Origin of the sequence: Kribbella sp. NPDC049174 (genome assembly GCF_043197365.1) — a bacterium.
Lineage (GTDB): Bacteria > Actinomycetota > Actinomycetes > Propionibacteriales > Kribbellaceae > Kribbella.
The window spans coordinates 379809-392252 of sequence record NZ_JBICSZ010000004.1; the positions used below are offsets into that span (position 1 = coordinate 379809).

Consider the following 12444-nt stretch of genomic DNA (forward strand, 5'->3'; position numbering starts at 1 on the left):
GCAACTCCTCACTTCAGGCCACTCAGTACGACGCCTCGCACGTAGTACTTCTGGAACAGCAGGAACACGACCAGCACGGGCAGCGTGCTGACGACCAGGCCGGCCATCACGATGGGCATCGTGCGGTCGGGATCGAGGAAGCTCTGCAGCAGCTGGATGCCGACCGGCAGGGTCTGCAGGGACGGGTCGGAGGACGAGATCAGCAGGGTCCAGATGTACTCGTTCCACATCCCGATGAACGTGATCAGGCCGAGGGTGATCGCGACCGGCTTGGTCTGCGGCAGGACGATCTGCCGCCAGATCTGCCACTGGTTGGCGCCGTCGATCTTGGCCGCCTCGAGCATCTCGTCCGGTAGCGAGACCATGAACTGACGCATCAGGAAGATGCCGAACCCGCTGACCGTGAACGGCAGGATCAGCGCCAGCAGGCTGGTGGTGAGACCGCCGTCGCCGCCGCGGCCGAGGATGTCGTTGCCGCCGGCCAGCGGCCAGTTGAGCATGATCAGGAAGACCGGGATCAGCAGCAGGAACGGCGGCAGCATCATCGTGGCCAGGATGAACCGGAAGATCACCGCACGGCCGCGGAAGCGCAACTTCGCCAGCGCGTAGCCGGCCATCGACGACGTGACCAGGACGCTCACGGTCACGCTGACGGTGACGATCACGCTGTTGCGGAACAGCCGGCCGAGCTCCAGCTGGGAGAAGGCGTCGCGGTAGTTGTCCAGGCTGAACGACTTGGGCAGGAACTGGTACGGGATCACGCCGTACTCCCCCGCGCCCTTGAACGAGCTCATCACCATGTCGAGGAACGGCATCACCATCGCCACCCCGCCGATGATCACCACCAGGTAGGAGAACCACGGGAAGCGCCGCTTCATGACGTCTCCTCCCCACGCCGCCGGGCGATCCACAGCTGCAGCAGCGTGATTACGAAGATGACCACGAACAGCACCATCGCCATCGCGCTCGCCGTCCCCCAGGCGCCGAACTTGAACGCCTGCTGATACATCTCGAAGGCGGCGACATTGGTCGCGTTGACGGGTCCACCGTCACCGGTCATGACAATGATCAACGCGAACGACTGCAGTCCACCGATGAACTGGGTGATCAGCACGAACAACAGCGACGGCCGCAGCAACGGCAGCGTGATCTGCCAGAACATCCGCCACGGCGTGGCCCCGTCGACCGCGGCGGCCTCGTAGTACATGTCCGGGATCGCCTTGAGACCGGCGGTCAGGATCAGTACGGCGCCGCCGATCGAGGCCCAGGCGTGGACGACGGTCACCGACGGCAGCGCGTACGACGCATCGGACAGGAACCCGATGCTGTTGACGCCGAGCTTGTTCAGTACACCGTTGATCAACCCGGCCGGCTGATACATCATCTTCCACACGTTGCCGATCGCCACCACGGTCGCGACCACCGGCAGGAAGTAGAGCACCCGCCAGAACCCCTGGAAGTGCAACTGCTCGATGCAGTGCGCCACCAGCACCGAGCCGACCGTCGCCAGCAGCACCGACCCGAAGGCGAACAGCAGCGTGTTCACCAGGATCGGCTTGACGAACGCGCTGTCGAAGCTCAGCACCTCGGAGAAGTTCCGGACCCCGGCCCACTCGATCGTGCCGAGGTCGAAGCCACCCCAGTCGGAGAAGGCCAGCACGATCGCGAAGATGAACGGCAGGATCAGGAAGATGCAGAAGAACAGCAACGACGGCGCGAGGAACAGGTACGCCGCCCGCCCCTCCCGGTGAAAGGTTGAGGCGCGTGCGACCGGCACCCGGAGCGCGCCGACCCGGACCGCCGTCGTCATTGCGGTTTGACTGCCTTCGCGGCCTGGGCCAGCGCCTCGTCCGGACTCTTGCCATTGGCAAGCACAGTCATGATCGAGTTGTGCAGCGCGGTCTTCGCCTCATAGGCGCCCGGCTGGTTCGGTTCCGGCATCGCGTACGACGCCGCGTCGTAGATCGGCACCAGGTTCGGGTCGTCCAGCGACTTCTTCAACGTCGTCAGGTCCGCCGTCCGCGGCGGAATCAGGCCCATGTCGGCCAGGTACTGCCCCATCCCGGTGACACCGCTGGCGGTCTTGTGGTCGTTGAGCCAGGCAAGGAACTTCCAGGCCTCGTCCGCGTGCTTGCTGCGCTGGTTCACGCCCATGAAGAAGCCGTAGGCCAGCGACCCCTTGCTCCCGGCCGTCGGACCTGGGATCGGTGCCACGCCGACATCGGAGGAGTACTTGTCCGCCATCTGGGTCTTCAGGCTGCCGACCCACCAGCCGGCCTGGATCGCCATCGCCACTCCCCCGCTGCGGAACTGCTTCGTCGGCGAGACCGAGGTGTTGGTCGCCTTCGCCGCGGCCAGGTCGGCCTCCAGCTTCAAAGCCGCCTTACCCTCGGTGTTGTCGAACTGCGCGGTGCCGTCCGGACCGAGGAACTTACCGCCGGCGGAGTCGAGCAGCGACAGGAACGGATGCACCGACTTGTTGTCACCGTCCTGGATCAGGCTCAGACCCTCGACCTGGATGTTGCCCTTGGCATCCCGCCTCACCACCTTCGACGCCACGTCCTGCAGCTCGGCCCAGGTGGCCGGCGGCTTCGTCACCCCGGCCGCGGCGAGGATCTTCTTGTTGTAGAACAGCACGTAGGTGTTCAGCTCGGTCGGGTAGCCGAGCAGCGTGTCACCGGTCGTCACGGCGCCGAGTGCGGCCGGGCTGTAGCTCGTCTTGATGCTCTTGGCAACGTCATCGGGGACCTTGCCCAGCACGTTGGCCTTCTGCAACTGACCGCCCCAGAGTCCGTACGCACTGACGATGTCGGCGCCGCGGCCGCCGGTCTGCCGGACGGTCAGCGTGGTGAGCAGGTCGTCGAACTTCACCACTTCCGACTTCACCTGGATGTCGGGATTCTCCTGGTTCCACTGCGCGATCATCTTGTCCAGCCCGCCCTTGGCCGGATCGGAACCGTAGTGACTCAGCAGCGTGAGCTGAACCTTGCCGCCGTCCCCCGCCCCCTCGCCCCCTGAGCAGGCCGCTCCGGTAGCCAAGAGCCCCAGAACAACGGCCAGCCGAACGCCTGTCCTCAGCATGTCAGTCCTTCCCGTCAGCCCGGACCAGTGGCGCCCGGAGGATGGTGAACGTGCGGGTGATGGTGAAGCCGGTCTTGAGATAGAGCTGCCCGGCCGCGGACTGCTCGCCGGTCCAGAGGAACCACGCGCTGTGCGCGCCGAGCCCGGCCATCCGCTCCAGCGTCAGATGCAGCAGCACCTTGCCGAGGCCGGTGCCACGAGAAGCCGGCAGTACGCCGAACGGGCCGAACCGATCGATCACGCCCTCGTACGTCCCGTGCATCGCCCAGCCGAGCACGCCGCCGGCGGGGTCGCGCGCCAGGACGATCCGCTCCAGCGGCAGCCCGGCGACGACAGCCTCACGGATCACCCGCGCCCAGTCCGGGTTGAACTCCGAGCCCGCGATCGCGATCAGCGCGGTCAGCTCGTCCCCGGTCGGCGTCCCGAAGCTGTAGCCGTCGGCCGCCAGCCCGTGGATCTGCTCCCGGACCTCCGCCGGGATCTCGTACCCGACCAGACTCCGGTCCATCGCGACCGCGTCGTACTGCCGCTCGAAGCCGAGCGCCGACAGCAACCGGGCAGCATCCGGGGAGCGAGCGACATCGAGTCCGGGCAGGAAGTAGTTCGGCGTGTACGACGAGAAGAACACCTCGGTCCGCCCGAGAGCGCGGAGCCAGTCCAGCGCCGCGGTCAGCAACGAGCGGCCGAGTCCGCGACCACGATGGTCCGGATGCACGAAGAAGAACGGGATCCACCCGGCCGACGGTTCGAGATCGTCACCGGCCGCCGCGACCAGACGTCGTACTGCGTACGCCGCGCCGACCACCTGATGACCGTCTACGGCGACCTTGAGGCCGGCCGAGTCGAAGTTCCGGTCGAGCAGGAACAGGTCGCGGAAGCGCTGGTAGCCGATCGGATCCGCCGGCGCCGCCGCGGTCCAGGCCTCGGCGAGAGCCGGTCCGTCGCCGACTTCGAAGGATCGGATCATCACGCGGTCCTTTCGTAGAGCAGTGGCCCGGCCCAGTCGAGTGTTGCCTCGGGCAACAGCGTGAGCGGGTCGTCACCGGCTTCGAGTGCCTTGCGCAACGAATCCGAGCCCCACAGCTTGTCGAGGGACGGCAGCAGGCCGAAGTCGTCCGGATACAACTGCCGCAGCACGTGGAGCATCTCCAGCGCGGTCCGCACCGGCTCGTACGTCGTCCGGTCCACGACGTGCAGCTGGACACCGGGCACCGCCTGTCCGGCGTACTTGCTGAAGACCGGTTCGAACCAGGTACGGCGGAAGACGACGCCAGGCAGCTCGAAATCGCGCAGCGCCGGGACGAACCGGTCGTCGAGGAACGGTGCCCCGATGGTCTCGAAGGGACGGGTGGTGCCGCGGCCCTCACTGAGATTGGTGCCTTCGAAGAGTCCGGTGCCGGGATAGACGAGCGCGGTGTCGAGGGTCGGCATGTTCGGCGACGGCGGCACCCACACTCCACCGGTCCCCCACGAGTCGCGGGTCCAGCCCTCCATCGCGATCACCTCGGCCGCGCCCAGCTGGAGCGCGAGCTCGCCGACGGTCAGGCCGTGTCGCACCGGGATCGGCGCGCGCCCGACGAAACTCTCGAAGCCCGGCTGCAGCAGTGGCCCTTCGACCCGCAGACCGCCGAGCGGGTTCGGCCGGTCGAGGACGACGAAGCGCTTACCGAGCCGCGCGGCCGCCTGGAGGCAGTCGTACATCGTCCAGATGTAGGTGTAGAACCGCGTCCCGATGTCCTGGATGTCGAACAGCAGCACATCCACATCGGCGAACAATTCGTCCAGCTCTTGGCGGCCGTAGGTGTCGAACACCGGCAGCCCGGTGTCGGGATCGATCCCCTCGGCCTCGCTCGCACCGGCCTGAGCCGTGCCGCGCAGACCGTGCTCCGGGCCGAACAGAGCTGTCAACCGAAGGCCGGCGTCCAGCAGGGCGACGGAGGTCGGACGCAGGTCCGGCAGGACGCCGGTGAAGTTCGTGATCAGTCCGAGGCGCCCGTCGTCCACCAGCCCCGGCTCGCCGGCCAGACGCTCCGCGCCGGTCCGGACTGCCATCGCCACCACCACCCAGATCGTGGATCATGCAGGAACTGGGTAGAAAACTTACCGAGGCCTTCAGGCAGAGGTCAATAGATTACTGACAAACGTTTACCCGGACACACCGCGCACAGCGGCGGACCGTCAGGTGTGGAGTGTCGCGAAGTACTCCGCGACCCGGGCTTTGATCTCCTCCTGGGTGAACTCGCGGGTCTTCAGCTCCTCGAGCCAGCCGGCCATCACCTCGTTCGACACGCTGAACTCGAGCGCGATGTTGTCCGGGTCGCGGAAGTTCAGGTGGGACGCGAACTCCATGTCCCGGATCGGTGTGTAGGTCACCCCGAACGCGTCGAACCGGCGCTCCCACTCGACCAGCTCGTCCCGGCTGGCCGCGGTCAGCCCGATGTGGTCGAGCCCGGTGGTGAGCTCGGTGAACGGCGCCGCCGTCCCCGCCTCATGCCGGATCAGGCTCAGAATGAACCCGCTCGGCCGGTCGATGAACGTCCGCGCGATCCCGAAGTCGAACAACGGCATCAGCCCGAGCACCTCGGTGTAGAAGCGCTCGCTCCGGTCCAGATCGGTGACCGACAGGCTCAGATGGTCGATTCCCCCAAAGTTCGGCATGACTCCCCCTTCCCCTTGCTTTCGCAAGGTAAGGGATCAGCGGGACGACAGATAGGTCAGAACAGCCATCACCCGGCGGTTGTCGTCCTCCGACGGTGGCAGGTCGAGTTTGGCGAAGATGTTGTTGGTGTGCTTGCTGACCGCCTTCTCGGTGACGAAGAGGGCGCTCGCGATCGCGGCGTTCGAGCGGCCTTCGGCCATCAGCCCAAGGACCTCGGCCTCCCGCGGGGTGAGCCGGCCGATCGGCTCGTCCCGGGTGTTGCGGGCCAGCAGCTGGCCGATCACGTCCGGGTCCATCGCGGTCCCGCCGGCGGCGACTCGCCGGACCGAATCCAGGAAGTCGGCGACGTTCGAGACCCGGTCCTTCAGCAGGTAGCCGACCGCGCCGCCGCCTCCGGTCAGCAGCTCCCGCGCGTAGAGCTGCTCGACGTACTGCGACAGCACCAGGATCGGCAGACCGGGGACCTGACGGCGGGCCTCGATCGCGGCCTTCAGGCCCTCGTCGGTGAACGTGGGTGGCAGGCGTACGTCGACCACGGCCACATCCGGCTGGTGCTCCACCAGGGCGGGCACCAGCCGGGGGCCGTTGTCGACTGCCTCGACGACCTCGAAGTCGTGCGCCTCGAGCAGGCGGATCAGGCCGTCCCGGAGGAGGGCGTGGTCTTCAGCGATGAGGACTCGCAAGGCAGCTCCATGATCACGGTGGTCGGCCCGGCGCTCGGGCTGACCACGGTCAACGTACCGTCGAAGGCGGCCAGCCGCCGCTCGATACCGTACAGACCGCCACCGGGCCGGATCACCGCACCTCCCACGCCGTCGTCACCGACCAGGATGTGCAGTTTCTCCTGCTCGTGGGTGATCTGGATCCAGGCGTTCGTCGCGGCCGAGTACTTGACCGCGTTCGCGAGCGCCTCGGCCACCGCGAAGTACGCCGCCGACTCGACCGGCGCGGCCGGCCGCCCGGGGACGTCGAAGGTGACGTCGACCTTGAAGGGGCAGGACAGCGCGAGGGCCTTCACCGCACCCTCCAGCCCACGGTCGGCGAGCACCGGCGGGTGGATCCCGCGGACCAGGTCGCGCAGCTCGGACAGCGCCGTACTGGCCGACTCGCGGGCCTCGGTCAGCAGGGCCGCTGCCTGCGCCGGGTCGCGGTTCACCATCTCCTCGGCCATACCCAGGTTCATGCTCAGCGCGGCCAGCCGGGCCTGGGCGCCGTCGTGCAGGTCGCGCTCGATCCGGCGCAGCTCGGCCGCCTGGGTGTCGACGGTCTCGGCGCGGGATTCGGCCAGCTCGCGGACCCGCAGCGCCAGCTTGGCACTCTCGGTCGGGCCGAGCAGCGAGCGGGCCATGAACGCGTTCGCCTTCAGCAGCCGCTCGCCGGCCGCCTGCCAGATCATGAACGCAATCAGCGCGACCGGGACCACGAGGAAGCTGGTCCAGAAGTTGACCGTGACGAGCCCGCCGAACGGCTCGGTGAACACGCCTTCCGGGGTGACGCCGACCAGCAGCGGGTAGACCAGGTAGAACAGGCCGGCCAGGAAGAGGACGGCGGACAGCAGGTTCAGGGTGAACCCGATGGTCGCGTTCACGATCAGCCAGACGATGTCGCGCCAGGTGGCCGGGTCGGTCAGCGTGGTCCGCAGCCACATCAGGATGCCGGGCATCGGCGGCTTCTTGTACGGGCGCGGGATCGCCTCACCGGTGAAGCCGGCCAGCATGGTCCGGTGGCAGTTCGCGAACCAGCGGGTGGCCGGGACGAACACCAGCAGCATCGGAATGCCGACCCAGACCGCGATCAGCGGGACGGCCACCACGTTGAGGACGAAGAAGGCGATGCCGATCTCGGCCAGGATCGCCAGGAACAGCGCGATCCACGGCTGCGCCAGCTTGGGGTAGCGCATCGGCGGCGCCTGGATGGCGATGGTGGTCATGCGTGATCTCCCGTTTCCAGGGCCTGTTGCGGCCCAGCCCCTCCATCATGACCGAGGGTGAGTCCGGTCTCAGTGGTGTTAGGTCCACTGTCGCCGGGGCACTGTCTCCCCATCGAGTTCGGGTAATAGCACTCATGTCTTCGGCTGTTAGTGCGATGAGGCTTGATGACGTACGCTGGCCGTGGCTGTACGCCTAGGCCTTCACCGCTCTGAGACGAGGACCTGAATGGCTCAGCCATCGGTATCACCCCCTATTGCCACGCGCCCTGCCACCAAGGGCAGCGACTTCGCACCCCTCCTCCGCGAGATCAAGGCAGCCGGGCTGCTGGAGCGGCGGACGGCGGCCTACGCGATGGCGATCGGGATCAACGTCGCCCTGATGGCCGCGACCTGGGCCGGGGTCGCGATCCTGGGCAGTTCGTGGTGGGTGCTGCTGCTGGCGATCCCGCTCGGCGTCCTCACCACCCGGGCCGCGTTCTTCGGCCACGACGCCGGCCACCAGCAGATCGGCGGCTCCCGCAAGCTGCACGACGCGGTCGGCCTGGTGCACGGCAACCTGCTGCTCGGGATGAGCTACGGCTGGTGGAACGACAAGCACAACCGGCACCACGCCAACCCGAACCACACCGACAAGGACCCCGATGTCGGCGAGGGCGTCCTGGTCTGGACGCTCGAGCAGGCCGAGGGCCGGACCGGCCTGCACGGCTGGCTGAGCCGTAACCAGGCCCGCATCTTCTTCCCGCTGCTCACCCTCGAGGGGTTCAACCTCAAGGTCTCCAGCGTCCTCTTCCTTCGACGGCAACACAGTCTGCTCGGCCGCCCGCGCCGCGAGGCCCGGCTGGAGCTCGGCCTGATCGCCGCCCACCTGGTGCTGTACTTCGGCGCGCTCTTCCTGATCATGGCGCCGGGCCAGGCGGTCCTGTTCGCCCTGATCCACCACATGTTCTTCGGCCTGCACCTGGGCAGCGTGTTCGCGCCGAACCACAAGGGCATGGAGATGCCGGACGCCGACACCCAGTGGGGTCACCTGGAGAAGCAGGTGCTCACCTCACGCAACGTGAACGGCGGCCTGGTCACCGACTGGATGATGGGCGGCCTGAACTACCAGATCGAGCACCACCTCTTCCCGAGCATGCCGCGGGCCAACCTGCGGTTCGCCCAGCCGATCGTCCGGCAGTACTGCGAACGCATCGGCATGCCGTACGTGAGCACCACCCTGGCCGAGTCGTACCGGATGGGGCTGCGCCACATGCACGAGGTCGGCAGCGAGCTTCGCGCCGCACAGCAGTAGTTCTGGTCCGGCGGACGTCGGGCCGGACCAACTGCGGGATTCCCCTACCTGCTCAGGAAAAACTTCACGAAGTGCGGCGCCCCGGGTGATGGATCGGTTACGGTCTCAGCACTCGGGGCCGCCCACCTTGTGAGGAGACCTGCATGACCGAAAGATCCGGCTTGAGTCGTCGCGGCCTGCTCGGCGCCGTCGCCGGAGTCACCGCAGCCTCGGCCCTGCCCGCCGCTCCTGCCTGGGCCGCGGACGACCAGCGGCCCGGCGCGGTGAACCAGCCGAAACTCGACAGGTACGACCGGCAGATCGTGTCCGGCCTGTCCTCGGAGAAGGCGCTGCGCCACCTGCAAGTGCTGTCCGAGCACATCGGACCACGGATCGGCGGCACTCAGAGTGAGAAGCGGGCGGCCGACTACATCGCCGGCCAGCTCGACAAGTACGGCTACAACACCAAGCTGGAGCCGTTCCCGGTCGCGGACAAGTTCACCGCCCAGATCGACGACGTTCGCAACATCCTGCCGAACGACCTGTGCTGGCAGGCGGGTGCCGCTCCTGGCGGCAAGCTGGACGTCACCGTCGAAGGTCCGGTCCGGGACGTCGGCCCCGCGACTGCTCCGGTCTGGCCGGCTGACGTCGCCGGTTCGATCGTCATCGCCGACGACACCGCAGCCGCGCGCCCGGCCTTGGTCGCGGAGGCCGCGGCGCGAGGTGCTGTCGGAGTCATCCTGTTGCCGGCCGACCTGGTGTTCCCGCGCCGGGCGTCCGCGTTCGCACCCGCCGGTCTCACCGCCGCGCCGATCCCGGTGATCGGGGTGGCCCAGGTGCAGAAGCGGCTGATCCGGGAGGCGCTCGCGGTGGTGAACTCGCTGCCGCTGCGGATCAGCACCACGGCACACCGTGGACTGATCTCGAACAACGTGATCGGCGAGCGGCGCGGCAAGGGTGGCCCGAACTCGCCGATCGTGGTGGTCAGCGGCCACTACGACTCGGTCATCGGTGCACCGGGTGCGAACGACGACGGCTCCGGCACCGTGCTGACGATGGAGCTGGCCCGGGTGTTCAGCCGGATCCCGACCAACGCGACGTTGCGGTTCGCGTTGTGGGGTTCGGAGGAGCAGGGTCTGATCGGGTCGCGGTACCACGTGGCTCAGTTGGCTCAGGACCAGCGGGACCGGCATGCGGCCGTGTTTCAGAACGACATGGTCGCGACCAGCTGGGACCCGGCCATCACCTACTGGCTGCTGTCGTTCACCGGCCTGGCGAACACGGCGACGGACGCGGTCCGGGCGGCCGGTCTGCGGCTCGGGTACGACCCGCAGATGGTCGGCCCGGTCCAACGCGGCGCGTCGGACCACCAGTCCTTCCAGGAGGTCGGCATCGCGTCGGCCAACTTCTCCTGGCGGGGCGAGATCTCGCCGGCCTTCCTCGAGCCGCCGTACCACTCGCCCGAGGACACCATCGCGAAGAACGTCAGCCTGGAGCGCCTCCAGGTCTCGATGGAGCTGATCGGCACCGCGGCGTACGCCGTCGCCCGCAGCTGACGACTGCCTGAGGGGTGGGCCGCCGTACGGTGGTCCACCCCGGGGTGAGCTGGCGCATACAGCTAGCCTTGAGGCGCTATGTCGCGCCGGAGACCGTCCAAGTGGCAGCGGCCCGTCAGTGAGCGGCCGCTGGTCGGTGGTGCCCAGGAGCGGGAGGTGCGGTCCGACGGCGAGTGGATCGTCCGCCGTGTGTCCGGTTCCGCGTCGAGCAAGGCCTACCGCTGCCCCGGGTGCGACCAGCTGATCCCGCCCGCCACGCCGCACGTCGTGGTCTGGCCGGAGAACCCCAGCCTGCTCGCCGCGATCGGCGGCGCCCAGTCCCTCGACGAGCGACGCCACTGGCACTCCGCCTGCTGGCAGCGCCGTCGGTGAGAGGTAGTAGATGAAGCTCCCGGTCACGTCGTACGGCGAAAGTGGTACGCCGGTCGTAGTCATGCACGGTCTGTTCGGCTCCGGACGGAACTGGATGACCGCGGCCCGGCGACTGTCCGGCGACCATCGTGTCTTCGCCTTCGATCTGCGCAACCACGGCACGTCGCCACACACCGACACGATGAGCTACCCGGAGATGGCCGACGACGTCCGCGAGACGATCGACTCGCTAGGGGTCGGGCCGGTCGCGTTGGTCGGTCACTCGATGGGCGGCAAGACCGCGATGCTCACGGCACTCCGGTACCCCGAGGTCGTCGAGCGGCTGATCGTGGTCGACGCCGCACCGGTGGCCTATCCCCCGGCCTTCGTCGAGTACGCGCAGGCGATGCGCACCGCCGACTTGTCGTCGGTCCAGCGTCGCGCCGACGTGGACGCCCAACTGGCCGAGGCGGTCCAGTCTCCCGGCACCCGCGCCTTCCTCCTGCAGAACCTGATCCTCGATGAGTCCGGCGCCCGCTGGCGTCCCAACCTCCCGGTGATCGAGGCGGCCCTCCCGGCGATCTCGGGCTGGCCCTCAGAGGCCGAAGGACTGAGTTATGCCGGCCCGACCCTCTTCATCTACGGCGGCAAGTCCGACTATGTGCAGCAGGATCACCGCGCCGCGATCGCGTCGTACTTCCCCCAGGTCCAGTACGCCGAAGTCCCCGAGGCCGGCCACTGGGTCCACGCCGAACGCCTCGACGACTTCCTCGCCGTACTGACGCCCTTCCTCCCCTAACCGCGGCGGTACGACGTGGGGCTGACGCCGGTGTGGTGGCGGAAGCGGGTGGAGAAGTAGAGCGGGTCGGGATAGCCGACCTCGGCGGCGACTGAGGCGATCGGGCGGGTGGTGAGCTCGAGGAGGCGGCACGCCGCGTCGAGGCGACGGCGTTCGACGAACTGCTGCGGGCTGACGCCGAGCTGCTCGCGGAACAGGTGGGCGAACCGAGACACCGACAGGTTGACCGCGCGGGCCAGCTTGGGCAGGTCGAGTCTGGCCTTGAGGTCCTGGTCGATCAGTTCGATCACGCGCAGCAGCCGGTCGTCGATCCGGACCGCCTTGGGGTTCTGGGTGTCGCACCACAGGAGCGCGGCTTCGAGAGCGTTCGCGCTCAGCTGCTCGCCCTGCGGGAGGACGCTGCGTTGATGCCGGACGGCGTCGCGCAAGTGACCGGCGATCCGCTCTGCGGCCGGGCCGGCCGGGTTCAGCTGAAGGATGCCGGGGGCAACTTCCGGCCAGTCGAGCAGCGGTGACCAGTCCGGCTTCGGATGGAAGTGCGCGTACAGGAAGTGCCAGCGCTCACCCCTGGTGCCGTAATCGTGGAGCGTTCCGGGCCGGACGAGGGTGATCGTGCCGGGATCGGCGTCGACGGCTCCGAACCTCCCGCCGCCGTCCAGGGTCTGCGCCAGCAACCAGTCCGTCGTACCGCGGCGGCGATAGGTCTCGTACTCCGGTCCTTCGTCGAACTCACCGGTGAGCAGCCGCCGGACCACTGGCGTCGGCGAGTCGGGTGTAGCAGGATCTCGAAGGTTCACA

The 12444-nt window shown here is 68.0% G+C and carries 13 protein-coding genes; 4 read left to right on the forward strand and 9 right to left on the reverse strand.

The window, feature by feature from the left end:
• Positions 1 to 8 precede the first annotated feature (8 nt).
• From ACGFIF_RS23845 to ACGFIF_RS23880, 8 genes are all read right to left on the reverse strand, one after another.
• Positions 9 to 878: a carbohydrate ABC transporter permease gene (locus ACGFIF_RS23845; protein ID WP_393157350.1), complete on the reverse strand. Its 870-nt coding sequence runs from the start codon at positions 876 to 878 to the stop codon at positions 9 to 11.
• The gene (locus tag ACGFIF_RS23850) at positions 875 to 1810 is read right to left on the reverse strand and encodes a carbohydrate ABC transporter permease (protein ID WP_393157351.1); all 936 of its coding nucleotides are present in this window, start codon (positions 1808 to 1810) and stop codon (positions 875 to 877) included. The genes ACGFIF_RS23845 and ACGFIF_RS23850 overlap by 4 nt, the downstream gene beginning before the upstream one ends.
• Positions 1807 to 3081, reverse strand: coding sequence for an extracellular solute-binding protein (locus ACGFIF_RS23855; protein WP_393157352.1), 1275 nt, complete (start codon positions 3079 to 3081; stop codon positions 1807 to 1809). The genes ACGFIF_RS23850 and ACGFIF_RS23855 overlap by 4 nt, the downstream gene beginning before the upstream one ends.
• A gap of 1 nt (position 3082) precedes the next feature.
• A complete protein-coding gene (locus ACGFIF_RS23860; protein WP_393157354.1) occupies positions 3083 to 4048 on the reverse strand; it encodes a GNAT family N-acetyltransferase in 966 nt (321 codons plus the stop codon).
• Positions 4048 to 5133: an exo-beta-N-acetylmuramidase NamZ domain-containing protein gene (locus ACGFIF_RS23865; RefSeq protein ID WP_393157356.1), complete on the reverse strand. Its 1086-nt coding sequence runs from the start codon at positions 5131 to 5133 to the stop codon at positions 4048 to 4050. Before ACGFIF_RS23865 ends, ACGFIF_RS23860 begins: the two co-directional genes overlap by 1 nt.
• Positions 5134 to 5259: 126 nt before the next feature.
• Positions 5260 to 5739 (reverse strand): VOC family protein, encoded by a 480-nt coding sequence (locus ACGFIF_RS23870; protein ID WP_393157357.1) that lies wholly within the window; start codon positions 5737 to 5739, stop codon positions 5260 to 5262.
• Between the two features lie 36 nt (positions 5740 to 5775).
• A complete protein-coding gene (locus ACGFIF_RS23875) occupies positions 5776 to 6423 on the reverse strand; it encodes a response regulator (RefSeq protein ID WP_393157359.1) in 648 nt (215 codons plus the stop codon).
• Complete coding sequence (locus ACGFIF_RS23880; RefSeq protein ID WP_393157360.1) at positions 6375 to 7670, reverse strand: sensor histidine kinase; 1296 nt, start codon at positions 7668 to 7670, stop codon at positions 6375 to 6377. The genes ACGFIF_RS23875 and ACGFIF_RS23880 overlap by 49 nt, the downstream gene beginning before the upstream one ends.
• A gap of 226 nt (positions 7671 to 7896) precedes the next feature.
• Between ACGFIF_RS23880 and ACGFIF_RS23885 the strand changes: the two genes are divergently transcribed.
• The 4 genes from ACGFIF_RS23885 to ACGFIF_RS23900 all read left to right on the forward strand — a co-directional run bounded on the left by ACGFIF_RS23885 (position 7897) and on the right by ACGFIF_RS23900 (position 11646).
• The gene (locus ACGFIF_RS23885) at positions 7897 to 8961 is read left to right on the forward strand and encodes a fatty acid desaturase family protein (RefSeq protein ID WP_393157361.1); all 1065 of its coding nucleotides are present in this window, start codon (positions 7897 to 7899) and stop codon (positions 8959 to 8961) included.
• Between the two features lie 143 nt (positions 8962 to 9104).
• Positions 9105 to 10496 (forward strand): M28 family metallopeptidase, encoded by a 1392-nt coding sequence (locus ACGFIF_RS23890; protein ID WP_393157362.1) that lies wholly within the window; start codon positions 9105 to 9107, stop codon positions 10494 to 10496.
• Positions 10497 to 10574: 78 nt separating this feature from the next.
• Positions 10575 to 10868: a hypothetical protein gene (locus tag ACGFIF_RS23895; protein ID WP_393157363.1), complete on the forward strand. Its 294-nt coding sequence runs from the start codon at positions 10575 to 10577 to the stop codon at positions 10866 to 10868.
• 10 nt (positions 10869 to 10878) lie between these two features.
• A complete protein-coding gene (locus tag ACGFIF_RS23900; protein ID WP_393157365.1) occupies positions 10879 to 11646 on the forward strand; it encodes an alpha/beta fold hydrolase in 768 nt (255 codons plus the stop codon).
• On the opposite strand, the gene ACGFIF_RS23905 is transcribed toward ACGFIF_RS23900, so the two are convergent.
• The gene (locus tag ACGFIF_RS23905) at positions 11643 to 12443 is read right to left on the reverse strand and encodes a helix-turn-helix domain-containing protein (protein WP_393157367.1); all 801 of its coding nucleotides are present in this window, start codon (positions 12441 to 12443) and stop codon (positions 11643 to 11645) included. The genes ACGFIF_RS23900 and ACGFIF_RS23905 overlap by 4 nt on opposite strands.
• Position 12444 lies beyond the last annotated feature (1 nt).

Coding starts and splice junctions, on each gene's coding strand:
- ACGFIF_RS23850 (WP_393157351.1), bottom strand. CDS start 1,810: ATGACGACGGCGGTCCGGGTCGGCGCGCTCCGGGTGCCGGTCGCACGC.
- ACGFIF_RS23865 (WP_393157356.1), bottom strand. CDS start 5,133: ATGGCAGTCCGGACCGGCGCGGAGCGTCTGGCCGGCGAGCCGGGGCTG.
- ACGFIF_RS23880 (WP_393157360.1), bottom strand. CDS start 7,670: ATGACCACCATCGCCATCCAGGCGCCGCCGATGCGCTACCCCAAGCTG.
- ACGFIF_RS23855 (WP_393157352.1), bottom strand. CDS start 3,081: ATGCTGAGGACAGGCGTTCGGCTGGCCGTTGTTCTGGGGCTCTTGGCT.
- ACGFIF_RS23900 (WP_393157365.1), top strand. CDS start 10,879: ATGAAGCTCCCGGTCACGTCGTACGGCGAAAGTGGTACGCCGGTCGTA.
- ACGFIF_RS23870 (WP_393157357.1), bottom strand. CDS start 5,739: ATGCCGAACTTTGGGGGAATCGACCATCTGAGCCTGTCGGTCACCGAT.
- ACGFIF_RS23890 (WP_393157362.1), top strand. CDS start 9,105: ATGACCGAAAGATCCGGCTTGAGTCGTCGCGGCCTGCTCGGCGCCGTC.
- ACGFIF_RS23845 (WP_393157350.1), bottom strand. CDS start 878: ATGAAGCGGCGCTTCCCGTGGTTCTCCTACCTGGTGGTGATCATCGGC.
- ACGFIF_RS23895 (WP_393157363.1), top strand. CDS start 10,575: ATGTCGCGCCGGAGACCGTCCAAGTGGCAGCGGCCCGTCAGTGAGCGG.
- ACGFIF_RS23885 (WP_393157361.1), top strand. CDS start 7,897: ATGGCTCAGCCATCGGTATCACCCCCTATTGCCACGCGCCCTGCCACC.
- ACGFIF_RS23860 (WP_393157354.1), bottom strand. CDS start 4,048: ATGATCCGATCCTTCGAAGTCGGCGACGGACCGGCTCTCGCCGAGGCC.